The following is an 18,852-nucleotide window of genomic DNA, read 5'->3' as shown; positions in this document are numbered from 1 at the left end:
GCAGGGCGCAACAGCTCGAGTAACGACCGAACTTCCTACCCAGAATGACCTGGGCGAGGTTCAGAGGGTCTGCGGCCTGGACGGTTGCCGCACTCTCAGCGCTGTGGCGCTCCCCTGTCGGAATATGCAGATGTGTTCGAGCTCAGACTACAAGGTCAGCGTTCGGCGGCCGCGAGCTGTCCACAGGCGCCGTCGATCTCCTGCCCGCGGGTGTCACGGACGGTGACCGGTACGCCATGGCTCGCGATCGCCTCGACGAACGCCTTCTCGTCCTCGGGGCGGGAGGCGGTCCACTTCGACCCCGGGGTCGGGTTGAGCGGGATCAGGTTGACGTGCACCCGCTTGCCCTTGAGGAGGCGGCCCAGCAGGTCGCCGCGCCAGGCCTGGTCATTGATGTCGCGGATCAGGGCGTACTCGATCGAGACGCGGCGGCCGGACTTCTCGGCGTACTCCCAGGCGGCGTCGAGGACCTCGCGGACCTTCCAGCGCGTGTTGACGGGGACGAGGGTGTCGCGCAGCTCGTCGTCGGGGGCGTGCAGGGAGACGGCGAGGCGGCACTTGAAGCCCTCGTCCGCGAAGCGGAGCATCGCCGGGACCAGGCCGACCGTCGAGACGGTGATGCCGCGCTGGGACAGCCCGAGCCCGTCCGGCTCGGGGTCGGTCAGCCGCCTGATCGCCCCCACGACACGCTTGTAGTTCGCGAGCGGCTCGCCCATGCCCATGAAGACGATGTTGGACAGCCGTGCGGGGCCTCCCGGCACCTCGCCGTCCCTGAGCGCCCGCATCCCGTCGACGATCTGGTGCACGATCTCGGCGGTCGACAGGTTCCGGTCGAGCCCGGCCTGGCCGGTGGCGCAGAACGGGCAGTTCATGCCGCAGCCGGCCTGCGAGGAGATGCACATCGTGACGCGGTCGGGGTACCGCATGAGGACGGACTCGACGAGCGTGCCGTCGTGCAGCCGCCACAGGGTCTTACGCGTGGTGTCGTCGTCGCACGAGATGTGCCGTACGACCGACATCAGGTCGGGCAGCAGCTCCGCCGCGAGCTTCTCGCGGGACGCGGCGGGGATGTCCGTCCACTGGGCCGGGTCGTGCGCGTACCGCGCGAAGTAGTGCTGGGAGAGCTGCTTGGCGCGGAACGGCTTCTCACCGATCGCGGCGACGGCCTCCTTGCGCTCGGCGGGCGTCAGGTCGGCGAGGTGTCGCGGTGGCTTCTTGGCTCCGCGCGGGGCGACGAAGGTGAGCTCTCCCGGTGCGGGGCGTGGCATGACCTGGTACTCCTCAGTAAAGACGAGGCCGCGGTACGTGAGCCGGGTGACCTCACCGGATGATCCCCGCGCGACGCCGCGGGGCCGAAAGGGCCCGCCGCCTCGATGCGACGAGCCCTTCCAGGGTAACCGGACGGCGGTTCAGCCTGTTCCGACGAAGATCACCAGCAACAGCCACACCACCGGAGCCGTCGGCAGCAGGGAGTCGAGCCGGTCCATGATGCCCCCGTGGCCCGGGAGCAGGGTGCCCATGTCCTTGATGCCGAGGTCCCGCTTGATCATCGACTCGCCCAGGTCGCCCAGCGTGGCGCTGGCCGCGACGGCGAGGCCCAGCAGGAGGCCCTGCCACCAGGTGCCGCCGTCGATGGCGAACTCCATGCACAGCGCGCCCGCCGCCATCGCGAACGCCACCGCACCCAGGAGCCCCTCGCGGGTCTTGCCGGGGCTGATGCGCGGCGCGAGCTTGTGCGTGCCGAACCGCCAGCCGACGGCGTACGCCCCGGTGTCACTGACCACGGTCAGGAGCAGGAAGGTGAGCACCCGCCAGGGGCCGTCGTCCGCGGTGAGCATCATCGCCACGAACGTCGCCAGGAACGGGACGTAGAACGCCGCGAAGAGGCCGGCCGTGACGTCCTTGAGGTAGCCCTCGGGCGGCTCGGTCATCCGCCACACGAGCACCGCGAGCCCCGTGAGCGCCATGGCGACCCAGGCACCCTCGGCGCCGCGCACGTACCCCGCCACGATCATCGCCGCGCCGCCGACGGCGAGCGGCACGAGCGGGGCCTTGATGGACTTGCGCTCCTCCAGGCGGGAGGTCAGCTCCCACAGCCCGACCACGACGGCGACGGCGATCACGCCGACGAACACGGGCTTCCAGATGAACAGCGACGCGACGATCACCGCGCCGAGACCGACGCCGACCCCTATGGCCGCCCGCAGGTCCCGGCCGGCCCGCTTCTTCTGCTTCGGCTGCGGGCCGTGCTCCTCCGAAGGCTGCGGTGCTCCCGACGGCGAGCTGGGCATGGGCTCCTGCGGATTCTCCCGCTGCTGCCACGACTGCGGCCGCTGCGGCATCTCGTCACGGAACGGGGGACCGCTCAGCGGAGCGGTCCCCCGGTCGCGGTCGTCCTGGTCTCCGCCGGAGTCTCCGCCGGCGGGAACGTCGGGCACGATGGGCATGGGCCGAGTCTGCTGTGCCTCATGCCCGTCGTAGGCGGGACCCGCCGGGGCTCCCGGAGCGAACCCCGGGTGGTACCCCTGGTCGGGCGGACCCCAGTGACCGCCTCTCGGCGGGGCCCCCCAGGAAGAGTCGTTCATCAGACCTCGAGCAGCTCGGCTTCCTTGTGCTTGAGCAGCTCGTCCACCTGCGCGACGTACTTCGCGGTGGTGTCGTCGAGCTCCTTCTCCGCGCGGCGGCCCTCGTCCTCGCCGATGTCGCCGTCCTTGATCGCCTTGTCGATGGCGTCCTTGGCCTTGCGGCGCACCGAGCGGATGGACACCTTGGCGTCCTCGCCCTTGCCCTTGGCGACCTTGATGTACTCGCGGCGGCGCTCCTCGGTGAGCTCGGGGAACACCACCCGGATGATGTTGCCGTCGTTGCTCGGGTTGACGCCCAGGTCCGAGTCACGGATGGCCTGCTCGATGTTGCGCAGCGCGCTCTTGTCGAACGGGGTCACCACGGCCATGCGCGGCTCCGGCACGGAGAACGACGCCAGTTGATTGATCGGCGTGAGGGCACCGTAGTAGTCCGCCACGATCTTGTTGAACATCGCCGGGTGCGCACGTCCCGTACGGATCGCGGCGAAGTCCTCCTTGGCGACCACGACGGCCTTCTCCATCTTCTCCTCGGCCTCGAGGAGGGTCTCTTCGATCACCACTTGCTCCTGCGTGTCTATGAGTAGGCCCGGCGTACAAAGGGCTGCGGAACCTGCGTCGCGTCTGTTCCCTGCACGGTGTCCGACCGGCAGGGCTTTGTCCATCCCCTCGCGGGGCACCCCGGAGTCCCCAGGGATCGGGGATCAGGTGCGGGTGCCCTGGTCGCTCACGAGAGTGCCGATCTTCTCACCCTTCACGGCCCGGGCGATATTGCCCGCCGCGAGCAGTTCGAAGACGAGGATCGGCAGGTTGTTGTCGCGGCAGAGGGTGATGGCGGTGGCGTCGGCGACCTTGAGGTCGCGGGAGAGCACCTCGCCGTACTCCAGCGCGTCGAACTTCACCGCGTCCGGGTTGGCCTTGGGGTCGGAGTCGTAGACCCCGTCCACCCCGTTCTTGCCCATGAGGAGAGCTTCCGCGTCGATCTCCAGGGCACGCTGGGCCGCGGTGGTGTCGGTGGAGAAGTAGGGCATGCCCATGCCCGCGCCGAAGATCACGACGCGGCCCTTCTCCAGGTGGCGCACGGCGCGCAGCGGGATGTACGGCTCCGCGACCTGCCCCATGGTGATGGCGGTCTGGACCCGCGAGTCGATGCCCTCCTTCTCCAGGAAGTCCTGGAGGGCGAGGCAGTTCATGACCGTACCGAGCATGCCCATGTAGTCGGAGCGGGCCCGGTCCATGCCGCGTACCTGAAGCTCCGCGCCGCGGAAGAAGTTGCCGCCGCCGATCACGACCGCGATCTCCGCGCCGTCGCGGACGACGGCGGCGATCTCGCGTGCGATGGCGTGTACGACGTCGGGGTCGACGCCGAGGCCACCACCGCCGGCGAACGCCTCGCCGGACAGCTTCAGCATGAAGCGGCCGGCCTTTTTACCGGTGTTGTCGTCGCCCTGTGCGGCGCCCTGGTTCATGGAGATCTCCTCGTGCACATACGAAGAAGGCCATTGCCGGTGGGTGTGGTTGTCCCTACGGCAATGGCCTCCTCGTCAGATCTGTGGCCGCCGGCGCTCACGCGACCGACTGTCCACTGGGAAAACCCTAGCGGGCTCCCGTGTCGAGCGCGTACCGGCTCAGATGCCGACCTTGATGCGGCTGAAGCGCTTCAGGGTGACACCGGCCTCGTCCAGGATCTGCTGGACGGACTTCTTGTTGTCGAGCGCGTACGGCTGACCCAGGAGGGTGGCGTCCTTGAAGAAGCCGTTGAGGCGACCCTCGACGATCTTCGGGAGCGCGGCCTCGGGCTTGCCCTCGGCGCGGGTGGTCTCCTCGGCGACGCGGCGCTCGGCCTCGACGACCTCGGCCGGGACGTCGTCCTTGGAGAGGTACTTCGGGGCGAAGGCGGCGATGTGCTGCGCGACACCCTTGGCGACCTCGGCGTTCTCCTTGTCGAGCTCGACGAGGACACCGATCTGCGGGGGCAGGTCGGGCATGGTGCGGTGCATGTACGCCGCGACGTAACCACCGGAGAACTGCGCGAAGCGGTCCAGGACGATCTTCTCGCCCAGGTTGGCGTTGGCCTCGTCGACGTACGCCTGGACGGTCTTGCCGGCCTCGATCTCGGACGCGAGCAGCGCCTCGATGTCGGCCGGGGAGGTCTTGGCGACGTGCTCGGCCAGGGCCTTGGCGACGCTCTGGAACTTCTCGCCCTTGGCGACGAAGTCCGTCTCGCACTTCAGCTCGACGAGGACACCGGAGGTGTTGTCGTCGGCGATCACGGAGACGACGGCGCCGTTCTCGGCGGAGCGGCCCTCGCGCTTGGCGACGCCCTTCTGGCCCTTGATGCGCAGCGCCTCGACGGCCTTGTCGACGTTGCCCTCGGCCTCGTCCAGCGCCTTCTTGCAGTCCATCATGCCGGCGCCGGTGAGCTCGCGGAGCTTCTTGACGTCAGCGGCGGTGTAGTTCGCCATGATCTGTAAGTCTCTCTCGAAGTCTGGAAGATCTACGAAGATCTACGGGTGGACGGCGGGAGCTTCGTGGGCCCCCGCCGTCATCCGAACCTGAAAGGGTCAGGCCTGCTCGGCGTCGGCGGCCGGAGCCTCGGCGGCCGGAGCCTCGGCGGCCGGGGCCTCGGCCGGAGCCTCCGCAGCGGCCTCGGCCGGCTTCTCGGCAGCCTCGTCGGAGTCCGCCTTCTTCTCGCCCTCGAGCAGGTCGCGCTCCCACTCGGCCAGCGGCTCGCCGGCGGCCTTCTCGCCCGGCTTCTGGTCGCCGGTCGCGGCGCCGGAGCGGGCGATGAGGCCCTCGGCGACGGCGTCGGCGATCACGCGGGTGAGCAGGGTGACGGAGCGGATCGCGTCGTCGTTGCCCGGGATCTTGTAGTCGACCTCGTCGGGGTCGCAGTTGGTGTCGAGGATCGCGACGACCGGGATGCGGAGCTTGCGCGCCTCACCGACGGCGATGTGCTCCTTCTTGGTGTCGACGATCCAGACGGCGCTCGGCACCTTCTGCATCTCGCGGATACCGCCGAGGGTCTTCTCCAGCTTGGCCTTCTCGCGCGACAGCACGAGAAGCTCCTTCTTGGTCAGACCGGACGCGGCGACGTCCTCGAAGTCAATCGCCTCGAGCTCCTTCAGACGCTGAAGGCGCTTGTAGACGGTGGAGAAGTTGGTGAGCATGCCACCCAGCCAGCGCTGGTTGACGTACGGCATGCCGACGCGGGTCGCCTGCTCGGCGATGGCCTCCTGGGCCTGCTTCTTGGTACCGACGAACATGATGGAGCCGCCGTGCGCGACGGTCTCCTTGACGAACTCGTAGGCGCGGTCGATGTACGACAGCGACTGGAGCAGGTCGATGATGTAGATGCCGTTGCGCTCGGTGAAGATGAAGCGCTTCATCTTCGGGTTCCAGCGACGGGTCTGGTGACCGAAGTGGACGCCGCTTTCCAGCAGCTCCCGCATCGTGACGACGGCCATGGCCGTATCTCCTTGGTTCTCGGTTATGTCCTGACGCCCCGACGCGCTGTGCCACGAATGGACCGAAGAGCGCTGCCACGACTTTTGAGGGTGGTGGCGGGGCGTGCGAAGTCGACCCGGTGGCCCGGGTCGCCAGAAGAAGTGTACGGGACCTTGGCAGCGGTGGGTGACGGCGCTGTCCACAACCGGCCGGTAGTCCACAGATCGGGTCCATGATCAGCGCGGTTGCCCACCCCTGCGCCACATTCTGCGCATGTACTCCACCGCGCTCGCCCTGGTCCTGTCCACCCTGACCCTCCTGACGGCCGCCTGGCCGGTGGGCCCGCCGCGCCCGGCGATCGTGCGGGGCTGGGAGCCCCCCGCCTCCGCGTACGGTGCGGGGCACCGCGGCGTCGACCTCGCCGCCCCGCCAGGCACCGAGGTCCGCGCGGCGGCGGCCGGCCGGGTGTCGTTCGCGGGCCCGGTGGCGGGCCGGGGCGTGCTGTCGATCACCCACCCGTCCACGGGCACCCCGCCGCTGCGCACCACCTACGAGCCGGTCCGCCCCCTGCTCCGCCCGGGCACCGAGGTCACGGCCGGCCAGGTGGTCGCGGTCGTCTCACCCGGCCCCGGCTCCCACTGCGCCCGCACGTGCCTCCACTGGGGCCTCCGCCGGGCCGACACCTACCTCAACCCCCTGTCGCTCCTGCCCCCAGCCCTGCTCCGCCGCCCGCCCTCACGGCTGCTGCCCCTCACCGATCCGGGCTGACCCCCGCGACGCGGGCCCACCCGCCCCCGCCCGCCCGCGCGGCGCGTGGCCGGGTCGGTTGCGGCCGGTGGGCCGGGGTCGGGGCCCCTCCGGGCTCACCTCCTCGCCGTCGGCGGGGTGCCCGAGCACTCTCGTGGCCGTATCTCGCCGCCGATCGTCCCCCTACGCCCGGGGGCGTGGGGGGACCCCCAACGGGGGCGACCCTGCACGGCCCCTCCTCGCCGTCTTGCAAAGACCACCGGCCCGCAGACGGCATACGACCGGGGTGTGGCCGTGCAGGGTCGCCCCCGCAGAGGCCGGCGGCGTCGGCCGGGCTCCCTACCGCCGAGACCCAAGGCCGCCGGCCTCGAGGAGGTGAGCCCGGAGGGGCCGCACCCCCCACCCACCGGCAGGCACCGCACCGCAGGGGCGCGCCGAAAGCGCAGGCCCCGGGCGGCGCGGGCGCCGTCAGGTGAGGGCTACGCGCCCCGAACCCCCCGCAGCGCCATCGAGACGGCCGTGTCGGCGATGGCCGACGGGTCCTCCGCCGCGCCGAGCTCGATACGGCGCACCGCCGCGTCCACCACGCCCTGGAGCAGCATCGCGGCCAGCCGCGGCTGCTCCTGGCCCAGCTCCGCCAGCGCTTCGACGATCATGGCGATGAGCCCGCCGTGGGCCGCGCGGATCTTCTCCCGCGCCCCGTCGTCCAGTTCGCTCGCGGAGATGGCGACGACCGCCCGGTGGCGCCGGTCGCCGACGAGGTCGAGCTGGGTGCGGACGTACGCCTCGATCTTGCCCTCGGGCGTGTCCGCCCGCTGCATCGCCGCCTCGACCTCCGCCGCCCACACGGGGAAGTCGACCGCGCACAGCTCCTCGACGACGGCGGCGCGGGAGCGGAAGTACTCGTAGACGGACGACCGGGCCAGGCCGGTGCGCTCGGCGAGGGCGGGGAAGGTCAGCGCCTCCGTCCCGCCTTCGGACAACAGGGAACGCGCGGCGTCCAGCAGGGCGCCGCGCTGCATGGTCCGGTGCTCGGCCACGGAGGCCGCTCGAATCCTGGGCACGGCTCCACTCTACGACCGCCCGTTCGACGTCAGCGTCCTACATCGGCCAGCTTCGCCCTGAGCTGGAGCACCGACTTGGTGTGGATCTGGCTGACGCGGCTCTCGGTGACCCCCAGCACGTTACCGATTTCGGCCAGGGTCAGCCCCTCGTAGTAGTACAGCGTGACGACCGTCTTCTCGCGCTCCGGCAGGGTGTTGATCGCGCGGGCGAGCAGCCGCCGCAGCTCTCGGTCCTCGGCCACCTCGACCGGGTCGTCCGCGGCGGTGTCCTCCAGGGTGTCCATGAGGCTGAGCCGGTCGCCGCCCTCGCCGCCGACGTGCAGCAGCTCCTCCAGGGCCACTACGTTCGCCAGTGACAACTGGCTGAAAACCGCGTGCAGTTCCTCCAGGGCGATGCCCATCTCCGAGGCGACCTCGCTCTCCGAGGGGGTGCGCCGGAGTTGGGCTTCCAGGGTGGCGTACGCGCGCTCCACGGCCCGCGCCTTCTGCCGCACGGAGCGCGGGATCCAGTCCAGCGCCCGGAGTTCGTCGATCATCGCGCCACGGATACGGGTGATGGCGTACGTCTCGAACTTGATCGACCGCTCGATGTCGAACTTCTCGATCGCGTCGATGAGTCCGAAGACCCCGGACGACACGAAGTCCGCCTGCTCCACGTTGGACGGCAGACCGACGCTCACCCGGCCCGCGACGTACTTCACCAGCGGCGAGTAGTGCAGGATCAACTGCTCCCGCAGCCGCTCGTCGCCCGTGTCCTTGTACGACCGCCACAGCTCGTCGAGCGACGAGGGTGCGGGTGGTCGCACGGTGCCCCGGGCAGCGGGGGGCACCGCTGTGCGGTCGGACCCGGAGGTGTGCTGGGGCATGCGTCGCCTTGAGCCGTTCTGCTGGGGTGTGAGTGGGGACGGGGGGATGAGGGCGGGATGTGGAGGGGGTAATTCTGGTGAGCGTAGCGTGACTGAGGAGTTGCGGTGAGCGAAGGTCCCTGGATGGTGACTCCTCGAGGGCGTCCCATCGGCCGCATCTTCGAATGGGGCCCATGGGGCCGACTGCGCGGACGTCGGCCCCTCGGGCGTCGCCGAGAGAGCTGCGAGGGTCATCGGGATCACCTTTTCACCCGAATGCTCCGGGTCAAGCACCGCCTCGCCGGGCGTTCGGGCGACGTATGGCCCCGGCCGTCAACTGCCATCCCTCGCCATGGCGTTCGACGAATCCCAGGGAGTGGAGTTCGTACAGCCTGCCGAGTGCCTCGTCAACCGTGGTGCCGGCGTCATGCGCGACGGTGCCGGCGGTGGCGGCCCTCCCGCGCGCGGGCAGGGCTTCGAGCACGCGGGCGCTGACCGGGTCGAGGAGGTCCCGGGGCAGGACGGGCCCGCGCCGGGCCGGGGCCAGGTCGCCGATGTCGCCGACCAGCTCCGCGACTTCCGCGGCGTCCGTGACCAGCTCGGCCTCGCCCCGCAGCAGCTCATGCACGCCCGCGGAGAGCCCGCTGGTGGCCGGGCCGGGGACGCCCATGGTGAACCTGCCGAGCCGCTGCGCGGCGCGCGCGGTCACCAGGGAGCCGCTGCGGTACTCGGCCTCCACGACGACCGTGCCCCGAGTGAGCGCGGCGATCACGCGGTTGCGGAGGATGAACCGGCTCGGGGTGGGATGGGAGCCGGGCGGCAACTCACCGATCACCAGGCCCTGTTCCGCGATGCGCCCGATCAGCTCGGCGTGGCCGCGCGGGTAGGCCACGTCCACCCCGTTGGCCAGCACGGCGACGGTCGCCCCGCCGGCGGCCAGCGCGCCCCGGTGCGCGGCACCGTCGACGCCGAACGCCGCGCCGGAGACGACGACCCAGCCGCGCTCGGCGAGCCCCGAGGCGAGGGTCGCCGCCATGTGGGCCCCGTAGGGGGTACAGGCCCGCGCCCCGACGACGGCCACGGAGCGCAGCGCCCAGCGGCGCAGGTCGGGCCGGCCGCGCACCCAGAGGCCGACGGGCCGGCCGTCCCCGAGGTCGTCGAGCTGGCTGGGCCACTCGGGGTCGCCCGGCACGAGGAACCGCCCGCCGAAGGCCGCCACCGCCGCCAGGTCCCGCTCGGGCTCGGCCCGCGCGGCCCGTATCCGGAAGCCCTGGACGCGTTGTTCGCTCGCCCCGGTGAGCGCCTCGTCCTCGTGCGGCGCGGAGGTCAGCCTCCGGAGCAGCTCCACGGCCCCCAGCTCCCGCAGCCAGCGCCCGCCGTGCTCATCACCCGGTTCGACGACCCGCGTCAACGCCGCTCGCGCCCATCGCTCCCGCTCGGTCACTCCTCCGGCCATGCCGCTCCCCCGTCCCCGGCCGTCCCCGTCCCGCCGGTGCGGCCCCGTACGTCTGCCGTCGGCGCGCTCCCCGCCCCGGGTGCGCCACCCCGCTCCCGCCACCCCGGGCCACCCCACCCGGCCCGCGTCACAGCGCCTCCCCGACCGTCATCGGTACGCCCCGGGCGATGCCGGTCCGCAGCTCCAGCGCCAGGTGGACGTCGTCGGGGCCGGGGCGGTCGCGGCCCGCGAGGTCGGCGAGCGTCCAGGCGACCCGGAGGACCCGGTCCAGGCCGCGCGCGGTGAGCAGGCCCCGCTCGATGTCCCGCTCGGCGGGCGCGAGGGCACCGGGGGCGACCTGCCAGCGGGTGCGGAGCTCATGCCCGGGCACCTCGCAGTTGACGTTCCAGGGCGTGCCGTCCAGGCGGGCGGCGGCGCGCGCCCGGGCGTCCAGCACCCGCGCGGCGACCGTCTCGGTGGACTCGCCGCGCCCGCCCTGGCCCAGCAGGTCCGCGCGGCTGACCGGTTCCACCTCGACGCGCAGGTCGACCCGGTCGAGCAGTGGCCCCGACAGCCGGGCCTGGTAGCGGCGGATCACCGAGGCGGGGCATTCGCAGCCCGCCCCGTGCAGGGTGTGCCGCCCGCAGGGGCACGGGTTGGCGGCCAGCACCATCAGGAACCGCGCCGGCAGCCGTACCACGCCCGCGCTGCGCGCCACCACCACGTGGCCGGCCTCCAGGGGCTGGCGCAGGGCGTCCAGCGCCTTGCCGGAGAATTCGGGCGCCTCGTCCAGGAAGAGCACCCCTCGGTGTGCCAGCGAGACGGCGCCCGGTCTCGGCAGGCCGTTGCCGCCGCCGACGAGGGACTGCATGGTCGCCGAGTGGTGCGGAGCGCAGTACGGCGGCCGGCGCACCAGCGGCTCGCCGGGCGGCAGGATGCCCGCCACCGAGTGGACCGCGGTGACCTCCAGGGCTTCCTGGCGGGTCAGTGGCGGCAGGATGCTCGGCAGGCGCTCGGCCAGCATGGTCTTGCCCGCGCCCGGCGGCCCGGACAGCAGCAGGTGATGCCCGCCGGCCGCCGCGACCTCCAGGGCGACGCGGGCCGCCCGCTGTCCGGCGACGTCCGCCAGGTCGGGCGCGTCGGCCGGGTCGTGGCTGAGTCCGGTGCCCACGCCGGCACCGGGGACCAGCAGCCCGGCCAGCATGGCGTCGGGCCGTCCCGCCTCGTCCGGCTCCTCCTCCGGCACCGGCTCGTCCGCGAGCACCGCGATCAGTTGCCGCAGCGTGCGGACGCCGAGGACCGAAACGCCCGGCACCAGCGCGGCCTCCCCCGCCGTCTGCTCGGGGACGACGACCTGCCGGTAGCCGGCCTCGGCGGCGGCGAGCACCGCCGGCAGCACGCCCCGCACCGGTCTGACCCGGCCGTCGAGCCCGAGCTCCCCGATGAGGACCAGGTCGGCGATGGCCCGGGGGTCCACACGCTCGGCCGCGCCCAGCACCGCCGCGGCGACGGCGAGGTCGAATCCCGAGCCGCCCTTCGGTACGGAAGCCGGGCTGAGCCCGACCGTCAGCTTCTTCTGCGGCCACTCGGCATCCGAGTTGACCACCGCCGCCCGCACCCGGTCGCGGCTCTCCGTGAGGCTCTTGTCCGGCAGCCCGACCAGCGTGAACGCCGCGACGCCCGGCTCCAGGTCCGCCTGGACCTCGACGACCACGCCCTCGACGCCGACCAGGGCCACCGAACACGTCCGTGCGAAGCCCATCAGGCCACCCCCCGCACGTGCTCCACGACGGGCGCGCCGCGCCGGGGCAGCAGCACGCCTACCAGGTCGATGCGCACCCCGCCGGGCGGTGGGCCGCCGTGCCGCTCCAGCCAGCACTCGGCGAGCCGCCTCAGCCGCTGGGCCTTCACGGGCGTCACCGCCGCCATGGGGTGCTCGAAGCCACCCCCTCTGCGGGTCTTGACCTCGCAGACGACCACCGTGTCACCGTCGCGGGCGACGATGTCGATCTCCCCGGACCGCCCGCACCGCCAGTTCCTTGCGAGCATGGCCATCCCGGCCTCGCCGAGCCGGCGGACCGCCAGCTCCTCGCCGTACCGCCCCAGTGCCCCCGTCGCGTTCATCCGGCACCACCTCCGTCACCGACTGTGACGGGTCGGCGCCGGGTTTGTGGATCTTGGTGGACAACGGGCCGGTTGTGGAAAACCCGCTCACCCACACCGGTGAACAGCCACGGGGCTCAGCCCCGGTGAACAGCGACAGGAACCGAGCTCCGCTGAACAGCCATGCGGCTCAGCTACCGGGCAGTTCCAGGTCGCTCTTGTTGAGCTCCTCGATATTCACGTCCTTGAACGTCAGGACACGCACCTGCTTGACGAACCGCGCAGGCCGGTACATGTCCCAGACCCAGGCGTCCGCCATGGAGACTTCGAAGAACACCTCGCCCTGCACCGAGTGCACCTGCATCTCGTAGTCATTGGTGAGGTAGAAGCGACGCTCGGTCTCGATCACATATTTGAACAGACCGACGACATCGCGGTACTCCCGGTAGAGCTTCAGCTCCATCTCGGTCTCGTACTTCTCGAGGTCCTCGGCGCTCATGGCATGTTCCCCTTCAGCCGTGCGTCCCCCTATTGTGCTCCAGTCTCCTGCGCCCCTAGACGATTTCGGGGGCCAGGACCACCGGCGTACTCGGGGGTCCCTCGTCGAGCAGCGTGCGGAGCAGCTCGGCGAGTCGTGTCGGGTACACCGTCTCACGGGCCGCCGACAGTTCGGCGGAGGTCCACCACCTCAGCCCCGCGACACTGCGCGTCTCGAGCTCCGTGAGCTTCCCCAGGGCCACCGTGGTGGTGGTCGTACGAGCCAGGTAGTACCACTCGTCCTGGTGCCAGCGCCGCCCGGCGAACGGGAAGGAACACTCCCGCTGCCACAGCACCGGCCCGAGCCGTACGTCCGTGAGGCCGGTCTCCTCGGCGAGCTCGCGCAGCGCGGCCTCCTCACGGGTCTCGCCGCCCTCGACCCCGCCCCCGGGCGTGAACCACCAGGTGTGCGAGGGGTCGTCCGGCTCGTGGCCGTGCAGCAGCAGGATGCGGTCCCGCGGGTCGAGCAGCACCACGCGGGCCACCTGCCGCAGCGGCGTCTCCTCAGCCATGCGCGCTCGCTCCCGTGCCCGCCCCCGTACGCGCCCGCCGGCCCGCCCGGGAAAGCCGCCGCGCGACCGGCCCGTACGCCGCGCCGGCCAGGATCAACACCGCCCCGGCCGCCACCGACCCGACCACCAGTCGCACCGGCCCGGGCCGCGACACGCCACCGGGCAGCTCCGCGAAGCTCCGCGGCCGCTCGACCATCGCGCCCGGGGGCCACGCCACGGCGTCCACCCGCGCGCTCACCGCGCCACGCGGCACCGCGCCCTGCCCGGGGTCCTGGAGGTGGAGGCGGGAGTCCTGGGAGCTCGCGCGCTCGTCACCGAGCAGGAAGAGCTGACCGTCCGGCACCGATGCCGTGAACGGCGTCGAGGACGCGGGCCCCTCGGAGCGCAGATACGGTTCTTCCACCGCCTTGCCGTTGATCGTGAGCCGGCCGGCGCTGTCGCAGCAGGCGACCTTGTCACCGCCCACTGCGACGACCCGCTTCACCATCGGCAGGTCGCCCCAGGCCGAGTCCTTGAAGACCACGACGTCACCGCGCCGCACCTCGGCGCCGTCCACCCGCTGCGCCAGCACCCGGTCGCCCGCGGCCACGGTCGGGGACATCGAGTCGGTCGGCACGGTGTACGGCTGGTACTCGATCGCTCCCCAGACGAAGCCGCCGAGGAAGAGCACACAGCCGACGGCCACGGCCAGCCCCGACAGCACACTGCCGAGACGGCCGTGGCCGTCGTCCGTCGTGACGTCCTTGCCCATCCCAGCGCTCCCACCTTCGCGAGACGACGATCTGGGACGGCACCCTACCCGCGCACCCCTACCCGGCGGTATGCCGACCAAGAGCGGACCGGCAGCCGACCGGCCCGGCAAGAGCCCAGGCCCAGAGCAGCCCCGGGCCACAAGCCCCCGCGCGTCAGCCCCCGCGCGTCAGCCCCCGCGCGTCAGCCGCGCGCCTCAGCCTCGCGCCGCTTCCGCCGCCACAGCACCAGCGGCAGCGCACCGGCGAGGCCCAGCGCCCCCGGCCCGGCCATCTCCGCGACCGCGCTGGACGCGACCGCCGCGGCGCTCAGCCCCGGCTGGTCGAAGGTGTCCGGCACCGGCAGGGTGGACCAGCGGGTGACCGGCCAGGCCACCACGACCGCCCGCCCGACGACCTGGTCGTTGGCGACCGTGCCGCTGCCCGGCAGCTCCTGGTGGTAGCGGGAGTCCAGCGAGTTCTGACGGTTGTCGCCCATCACCCAGATACGGCCCTCGGGCACCTTGATGGGCCCGAACGGCTCGTCGTCGCACGGCGTGGAGCCGGGGTGGATGTACGAGGTCTCGTCCAGCGGCTTGCCGTTGACGACGACCTTGCCGCCCTTCTTGCAGCTCACGGTGTCACCGCCGACGGCGATGACCCGCTTGATGAGGTCCTTCTCCTCGGCCGACGGCATCAGGCCGATGAAGCTCAGGAACTTCTGCACCGCGTTGGGCTCGGGAGTGGGCTCGCCCTCCAGCCAGCCGCCCGGGTCGTGGAAGACGACGACCTCGCCGCGCTCCGGCTCGGAGCCGAACCACGGGGTCAGCTTGTCGACCAGCACCCGGTCGCCGCGCTGAAGCGTGTTCATCATCGAGTCGGACGGGATCGAGAACGCCTGCACCAGGAACGTCTTGATCAGCAGCGCCAGCAGCAGCGCGATGCCGATCAGCAGCGGCAGTTCCTTCCAGAAGGAACGGGGCTTCTTGGGTTCGTGGGGGCCGCCGTCCCCGTCGGCGTCACCCTCGGATGGACCGGCCTCGGATGGGGGCTCCCCGACGGATCCGGAGGAGGAGGGCTCGCCGAACTGATCCGGCCTCTCCTCGGGCTCCTCGTGTCCGGATCGTGCGCCGACCGCCAAATCCCCCACATCCACTCCTCACTCCGTGCAACCGCCGGCCCCACAGCAGGGGCAGGCCCACCACTCCCATAACGAGCGGGAGTTCCGCAGGGGTCGGGAGCCCGGTCAATCCGTTCACATTCCGAGAGGACACACTATGCGACGCGCCGAGCGCCGACGCAGTCCCCGTCCGCGAGTCCGGAACCGACGCGAACGTGTCCGGTTCCTCAAGCCTGCGCCAGTGGTCGAAGGGCCAGGCGATGACGACCGCCCGCCCGACGACCTCCTCCTCAGAGACCGTTCCCTGAAACGCCTCGTTCAGGTGAAACCGCGAGTCGGCCGAGTTCGACCGGTGGTCGCCCATCACGAAGATCCGCCCGGCGGGCACCTTCACATCGAACTTGATGGTGGAAGGAACGTTTCCCGGATGCAGGTACGGCTCGGTGAGCGGTACGCCGTTGACAGTGACCCGCCCGTCCGCGTCGCAGCACTTGACGGTGTCCCCGCCGACCGCCACCACCCGTTTGATCAGGTCCTGTTCGTCCTCGGACGGCAGCAGGCCGATGAAGGTCAGGGCCTGCTTGACCTGTTTGACGACCACCGGGTCCTCCTTCTTGGGCGCCTGCTCCTGGCGGAGCCAGCCGCCCGGGTCCTTGAAGACGACGACGTCCCCGCGCTGCGGCTTCGAGCCGAACCAGGGGGTGAGCTTGTCCACCAGGACCCGGTCGTCGATCCGGATCGTCTGCTCCATGGAGCCGGACGGGATGACGAAGGCCTGCACCAGGAAGGTCTTCAGTACGAGCGCGATGAGCAGCGCCACGGTGATGAGGAGGGGTATCTCCTTGACGGCCGAACGCCGCCTGCGCCGCTTGACCTTGCGGGCCAGCTTGCGCCGCTCCGCCCGCCCCGGCAGGGGCCGGGCGCCGTCCGTGGGGCGTGAGCCGGTGGGCAGCCGGGTGTCCGCCCGGTGGCTGCCCTGCTTGCCGCGGTTACCCATGGCCCCCGCCCGCCGGTCCCGCCCCCGGCACGTCGCGGAAGGCGCCCGTCGGCTCCACCCCCGACCAGCGCCCGAAGGGCCAGCCGATCCAGTCCGCCCGCCCGATCACGTGGTCGACGGGCACCATGCCGCCGCCCGGCGAGCCGAGGTGGTCCCGGGAGTCCCGCGAGTGACTGCGGTGGTCGCCCATGACCCACAGGGTGCCCTGGGGCACGACGATGTCGAAGGGCACCTGGGACGGCGCGTCACCGACGTACAGGTAGTCCTCCTCCACGGGTACGCCGTTCACCTCGACCCTTCCCCCCTTGTCGCAGCACTTCACGCGGTCGCCTCCCACCCCCACGACGCGCTTCACGAAGTCGGTGTCGGCGGGCTCGGCGAGGCCGAGTGCCGCGGCCGCCCCGTGGAACAGCCCGGTGACCGGGTTCTGTTCGGGTGCCTCCTGGACGAAGGAGCCGGTGCCGTCGAAGACGACGACGTCCCCGCGCGCGGGCTCGGACCCGAAACGGTACGCCAACTTGTTCACCAGCACCCGGTCCCCGATCCGCAGGGTGGGTTCCATGGACCCGCTGGGGATCTGGAAAGGCTGCACCACGAAGTGGCTGAACAGCAGCAGGAAGACGGCGCAGCCCAGGCCGGTCAGCCAGAGGTGCCGCCGGAAAAGCACGGAGCGCGACCGCTCCTCCGGGTCGGAGGAGCGGTCGCGCTCGGTGTGCTGTGCTTCGGTGTCCATCGCAGCCAGATGGTATCCGGCCGCCCTGTGGACCCCCGCGCGACGAGGTGAGCCGAGGCTCAGTTGTCGCGCTTCTCCTTGATCTTCGCGGCCTTGCCGCGCAGCTCACGGAGGTAGTAGAGCTTGGCGCGACGGACGTCACCGCGGGTCACGAGCTCGATCTTCTCGAAGATCGGGCTGTGCACCGGGAAGGTGCGCTCGACGCCGACGGAGAAGGAGACCTTGCGGACGGTGAACGTCTCGCTGACGCCCGCGCCCTGGCGGCGGATGACGACGCCCTTGAACTGCTGGATACGGGAGCGGTTGCCCTCGATGACGCGAACGTGGACGTTCACGGTGTCACCGGGACGGAACGCCGGGACGTCGGTCCGCAGCGACGCGGAGTTGACGGTGTCGAGCAGGTGAGACATGTGTGTCTGCTTCCTCGCTGATGCCACAGGTCATCAACGGAATGTCGAGATGAGAAAAGGGGTGCTGATCGCGTCGGACGGGCGTCGTGTCCCCCTGTGGCAGGGGCGCGCGCCGGACGTACAGCAGCGGCCTATTCTTCCACGTCCTGGGGCCTGCGCCAAAATCGGCCACCGGGTTCCGGCGTCCAGCCCAGCAGGGAGAGGGTTTCGCGGTCCTTCTTGTCGAACGCGGACGCGTCGCAGCGCTCGATCAGGTCAGGCCTGTTGCGGGCGGTCCGCCGCAGTGCCTCGTCCCGCCGCCACCGGGCGATCTTGCCGTGGTGGCCGCTGAGCAGGACGTCGGGGATGCCACGGCCCCGCCACTGGGGCGGCTTGGTGTAGACGGGGCCTTCCAGCAGGTTGGCCATCGCACCGGGGGCGAAGGAGTCGTCCCGGTGGGACTCGGCGTTGCCGAGGACGCCGGGCAGCAGGCGCGCCACGGCTTCGGTGACGACCAGGACGGCGGCCTCCCCGCCGGCCAGCACGTAGTCGCCGATGGAGACCTCGTACACGGGTATCCGGGTGGCGTACTCGTCCATGACGCGGCGGTCGATGCCCTCGTACCGGGCGGGGGTGAAGATCAGCCAGGGGCGCTGGGACAGCTCGACGGCGAGCTCCTGGGTGAAGGGCCGCCCGCTGGGCGTGGGGACGACCAGCACCGGACCGTGGGCGCCGGTCTCGTAGCCGGAGGCCAGTACGTCGTCCAGGGCGTCGCCCCAGGGCTCGGTCTTCATGACCATGCCGGGGCCGCCGCCGTAGGGGGTGTCGTCGACCGTGTTGTGCCGGTCGTAGGTCCACTGCCGGAGGTCGTGTACGTGGACGTCGAGCCGGCCACGCGCGCGTGCCTTGCCGACCAGGGAGACGTTCAGCGGTTCCAGGTACTCGGGGAAGATCGTGACGACGTCGAGCCGCATCAGCCCTGGTCTCCCGCGTCCTTGGAGCCGGCGGCCTCCTTGGAGTCGGCGGCGTCACGGGAGGAGGCGACCTCGGCCCGGTCGTCGATGAGACCGGGCGGCGGGGTGATGATCGCCTTCTGCTCGTCCAGGTCGATGTCGGTGACGATCTCCTCGACGAACGGGATCATGACCTCGCTGCCGTCGGGCCGTTCGACCACGAACAGGTCCTGGGAGGGCAGGTGGGAGATCTCGGTGATCCGGCCGACCTCGGTGCCGTCGGCGAGGACGACGTCCAGGTCCATGAGCTGGTGGTCGTAGTACTCGTCGGGCTCCTCGGGGCGCTCGTCCGGGTCCACGTCGGCGATCAGCAGGGTGTTGCGCAGCGCCTCGGCGGCGTTGCGGTCCCGTACGCCCTCGAAGCGCAGCAGCAGCCTGCCGCTGTGGACGCGGCCGGTCTCGATGGTCAGCGGGCCGGTGGAGGCCGGGTCCGTGGCCAGTACGGCACCGGGCGCGAGCCGCAGCTCGGGCTCGTCCGTACGCACCTCGACGGTGACCTCGCCCTTGATGCCGTGGGCGCGGCCGATCCGTGCGACTACGAGCTGCACGTTCTCATCTCTCCTGTCGTACGACGACGGGCCGGGGTGAGCCGTAGCCCTC

At 71.4% G+C, this 18,852-nt stretch carries 21 protein-coding genes and 1 riboswitch; of the genes, 1 reads left to right on the top strand and 20 read right to left on the bottom strand.

Annotated features, from left to right (window positions below; all coding sequences use genetic code 11):
* Positions 1 to 14: 14 nt before the first annotated feature.
* Positions 15 to 126, bottom strand: a riboswitch (TPP riboswitch).
* Between the two features lie 29 nt (positions 127 to 155).
* The 6 genes from rlmN to rpsB all read right to left on the bottom strand — a co-directional run bounded on the left by rlmN (position 156) and on the right by rpsB (position 6,049).
* On the bottom strand, positions 156 to 1,268 hold the full coding sequence (gene rlmN / locus AB0J57_RS31360) for a 23S rRNA (adenine(2503)-C(2))-methyltransferase RlmN (RefSeq protein WP_366131744.1): 1,113 nt from the start codon (positions 1,266 to 1,268) through the stop codon (positions 156 to 158).
* Positions 1,269 to 1,409: 141 nt separating this feature from the next.
* On the bottom strand, positions 1,410 to 2,585 hold the full coding sequence (locus tag AB0J57_RS31355) for a phosphatidate cytidylyltransferase (protein ID WP_366131743.1): 1,176 nt from the start codon (positions 2,583 to 2,585) through the stop codon (positions 1,410 to 1,412).
* Positions 2,585 to 3,142, bottom strand: a complete 558-nt coding sequence (gene frr / locus AB0J57_RS31350; RefSeq protein ID WP_366131742.1) for a ribosome recycling factor — start codon at positions 3,140 to 3,142, stop codon at positions 2,585 to 2,587. The genes AB0J57_RS31355 and frr overlap by 1 nt, the downstream gene beginning before the upstream one ends.
* Positions 3,143 to 3,286: 144 nt before the next feature.
* Entirely contained in the window at positions 3,287 to 4,051 is a 765-nt protein-coding gene (gene pyrH, locus AB0J57_RS31345) for a UMP kinase (protein ID WP_073754599.1), read from the bottom strand.
* 159 nt (positions 4,052 to 4,210) lie between these two features.
* Complete coding sequence (gene tsf / locus AB0J57_RS31340; RefSeq protein WP_366131741.1) at positions 4,211 to 5,047, bottom strand: translation elongation factor Ts; 837 nt, start codon at positions 5,045 to 5,047, stop codon at positions 4,211 to 4,213.
* 99 nt (positions 5,048 to 5,146) lie between these two features.
* Entirely contained in the window at positions 5,147 to 6,049 is a 903-nt protein-coding gene (gene rpsB / locus AB0J57_RS31335) for a 30S ribosomal protein S2 (protein WP_366131740.1), read from the bottom strand.
* A 253-nt stretch (positions 6,050 to 6,302) separates the two neighbouring features.
* Here rpsB and AB0J57_RS31330 point away from each other — a divergent pair, with 253 nt between their 5' ends.
* Entirely contained in the window at positions 6,303 to 6,797 is a 495-nt protein-coding gene (locus AB0J57_RS31330) for a M23 family metallopeptidase (RefSeq protein WP_366131739.1), read from the top strand.
* A gap of 458 nt (positions 6,798 to 7,255) precedes the next feature.
* Here AB0J57_RS31330 and AB0J57_RS31325 read toward each other — a convergent pair whose 3' ends face one another.
* The 14 genes from AB0J57_RS31325 to rimM form a co-directional block, all read right to left on the bottom strand.
* Positions 7,256 to 7,816 carry a helix-turn-helix domain-containing protein gene (locus tag AB0J57_RS31325; RefSeq protein WP_366131839.1) on the bottom strand — a complete coding sequence of 187 codons (561 nt, stop codon included), beginning with the start codon at positions 7,814 to 7,816 and terminating at the stop codon, positions 7,256 to 7,258.
* A gap of 53 nt (positions 7,817 to 7,869) precedes the next feature.
* The gene (gene whiG / locus AB0J57_RS31320) at positions 7,870 to 8,706 is read right to left on the bottom strand and encodes an RNA polymerase sigma factor WhiG (protein ID WP_366131738.1); all 837 of its coding nucleotides are present in this window, start codon (positions 8,704 to 8,706) and stop codon (positions 7,870 to 7,872) included.
* A 265-nt stretch (positions 8,707 to 8,971) separates the two neighbouring features.
* Entirely contained in the window at positions 8,972 to 10,141 is a 1,170-nt protein-coding gene (gene dprA / locus AB0J57_RS31315) for a DNA-processing protein DprA (protein ID WP_366131737.1), read from the bottom strand.
* 127 nt (positions 10,142 to 10,268) lie between these two features.
* Positions 10,269 to 11,882, bottom strand: coding sequence for a YifB family Mg chelatase-like AAA ATPase (locus AB0J57_RS31310; protein WP_366131736.1), 1,614 nt, complete (start codon positions 11,880 to 11,882; stop codon positions 10,269 to 10,271).
* Positions 11,882 to 12,244, bottom strand: a complete 363-nt coding sequence (locus tag AB0J57_RS31305; protein WP_366131735.1) for a YraN family protein — start codon at positions 12,242 to 12,244, stop codon at positions 11,882 to 11,884. The genes AB0J57_RS31310 and AB0J57_RS31305 overlap by 1 nt, the downstream gene beginning before the upstream one ends.
* 169 nt (positions 12,245 to 12,413) lie before the next feature.
* Entirely contained in the window at positions 12,414 to 12,722 is a 309-nt protein-coding gene (locus AB0J57_RS31300; protein WP_005311352.1) for a DUF2469 domain-containing protein, read from the bottom strand.
* A gap of 55 nt (positions 12,723 to 12,777) precedes the next feature.
* Positions 12,778 to 13,272 (bottom strand): NUDIX hydrolase, encoded by a 495-nt coding sequence (locus AB0J57_RS31295; RefSeq protein WP_366131734.1) that lies wholly within the window; start codon positions 13,270 to 13,272, stop codon positions 12,778 to 12,780.
* Complete coding sequence (gene lepB / locus AB0J57_RS31290) at positions 13,265 to 14,023, bottom strand: signal peptidase I (RefSeq protein ID WP_366131733.1); 759 nt, start codon at positions 14,021 to 14,023, stop codon at positions 13,265 to 13,267. The genes AB0J57_RS31295 and lepB (AB0J57_RS31290) overlap by 8 nt, the downstream gene beginning before the upstream one ends.
* 182 nt (positions 14,024 to 14,205) lie before the next feature.
* Positions 14,206 to 14,907: a signal peptidase I gene (gene lepB, locus AB0J57_RS31285; protein ID WP_366131838.1), complete on the bottom strand. Its 702-nt coding sequence runs from the start codon at positions 14,905 to 14,907 to the stop codon at positions 14,206 to 14,208.
* 112 nt (positions 14,908 to 15,019) lie between these two features.
* A complete protein-coding gene (lepB, locus tag AB0J57_RS31280) occupies positions 15,020 to 16,117 on the bottom strand; it encodes a signal peptidase I (protein ID WP_366131732.1) in 1,098 nt (365 codons plus the stop codon).
* Positions 16,110 to 16,850, bottom strand: a complete 741-nt coding sequence (gene lepB / locus AB0J57_RS31275) for a signal peptidase I (RefSeq protein WP_366131731.1) — start codon at positions 16,848 to 16,850, stop codon at positions 16,110 to 16,112. Before lepB (AB0J57_RS31275) ends, lepB (AB0J57_RS31280) begins: the two co-directional genes overlap by 8 nt.
* Before the next feature lie 59 nt (positions 16,851 to 16,909).
* Positions 16,910 to 17,260: a 50S ribosomal protein L19 gene (gene rplS, locus AB0J57_RS31270; protein ID WP_366131730.1), complete on the bottom strand. Its 351-nt coding sequence runs from the start codon at positions 17,258 to 17,260 to the stop codon at positions 16,910 to 16,912.
* 131 nt (positions 17,261 to 17,391) lie between these two features.
* Complete coding sequence (gene trmD, locus AB0J57_RS31265) at positions 17,392 to 18,213, bottom strand: tRNA (guanosine(37)-N1)-methyltransferase TrmD (RefSeq protein ID WP_366131729.1); 822 nt, start codon at positions 18,211 to 18,213, stop codon at positions 17,392 to 17,394.
* On the bottom strand, positions 18,213 to 18,800 hold the full coding sequence (rimM, locus tag AB0J57_RS31260) for a ribosome maturation factor RimM (RefSeq protein WP_366131728.1): 588 nt from the start codon (positions 18,798 to 18,800) through the stop codon (positions 18,213 to 18,215). The genes trmD and rimM overlap by 1 nt, the downstream gene beginning before the upstream one ends.
* Between the last annotated feature and the right edge of the window lie 52 nt (positions 18,801 to 18,852).

The organism is Streptomyces sp. NPDC049837, from assembly GCF_040674455.1.
Lineage (GTDB): Bacteria > Actinomycetota > Actinomycetes > Streptomycetales > Streptomycetaceae > Streptomyces.
This window is presented reverse-complemented; position numbering and strand designations above follow the sequence as displayed.

Excerpts from the sequence above, each read along its gene's own strand:
- AB0J57_RS31330 (WP_366131739.1), top strand. The coding sequence starts at position 6,303 with ATGTACTCCACCGCGCTCGCCCTGGTCCTGTCCACCCTGACCCTCCTG.
- AB0J57_RS31305 (WP_366131735.1), bottom strand. The coding sequence starts at position 12,244 with ATGAACGCGACGGGGGCACTGGGGCGGTACGGCGAGGAGCTGGCGGTC.
- pyrH (WP_073754599.1), bottom strand. The coding sequence starts at position 4,051 with ATGAACCAGGGCGCCGCACAGGGCGACGACAACACCGGTAAAAAGGCC.
- whiG (WP_366131738.1), bottom strand. The coding sequence starts at position 8,706 with ATGCCCCAGCACACCTCCGGGTCCGACCGCACAGCGGTGCCCCCCGCT.
- lepB (WP_366131733.1), bottom strand. The coding sequence starts at position 14,023 with ATGGGCAAGGACGTCACGACGGACGACGGCCACGGCCGTCTCGGCAGT.
- AB0J57_RS31300 (WP_005311352.1), bottom strand. The coding sequence starts at position 12,722 with ATGAGCGCCGAGGACCTCGAGAAGTACGAGACCGAGATGGAGCTGAAG.
- AB0J57_RS31355 (WP_366131743.1), bottom strand. The coding sequence starts at position 2,585 with ATGAACGACTCTTCCTGGGGGGCCCCGCCGAGAGGCGGTCACTGGGGT.
- AB0J57_RS31310 (WP_366131736.1), bottom strand. The coding sequence starts at position 11,882 with ATGGGCTTCGCACGGACGTGTTCGGTGGCCCTGGTCGGCGTCGAGGGC.
- AB0J57_RS31295 (WP_366131734.1), bottom strand. The coding sequence starts at position 13,272 with ATGGCTGAGGAGACGCCGCTGCGGCAGGTGGCCCGCGTGGTGCTGCTC.
- rpsB (WP_366131740.1), bottom strand. The coding sequence starts at position 6,049 with ATGGCCGTCGTCACGATGCGGGAGCTGCTGGAAAGCGGCGTCCACTTC.
- rplS (WP_366131730.1), bottom strand. The coding sequence starts at position 17,260 with ATGTCTCACCTGCTCGACACCGTCAACTCCGCGTCGCTGCGGACCGAC.
- tsf (WP_366131741.1), bottom strand. The coding sequence starts at position 5,047 with ATGGCGAACTACACCGCCGCTGACGTCAAGAAGCTCCGCGAGCTCACC.
- lepB (WP_366131731.1), bottom strand. The coding sequence starts at position 16,850 with ATGGACACCGAAGCACAGCACACCGAGCGCGACCGCTCCTCCGACCCG.
- trmD (WP_366131729.1), bottom strand. The coding sequence starts at position 18,213 with ATGCGGCTCGACGTCGTCACGATCTTCCCCGAGTACCTGGAACCGCTG.
- lepB (WP_366131732.1), bottom strand. The coding sequence starts at position 16,117 with ATGGGTAACCGCGGCAAGCAGGGCAGCCACCGGGCGGACACCCGGCTG.
- dprA (WP_366131737.1), bottom strand. The coding sequence starts at position 10,141 with ATGGCCGGAGGAGTGACCGAGCGGGAGCGATGGGCGCGAGCGGCGTTG.
- rlmN (WP_366131744.1), bottom strand. The coding sequence starts at position 1,268 with ATGCCACGCCCCGCACCGGGAGAGCTCACCTTCGTCGCCCCGCGCGGA.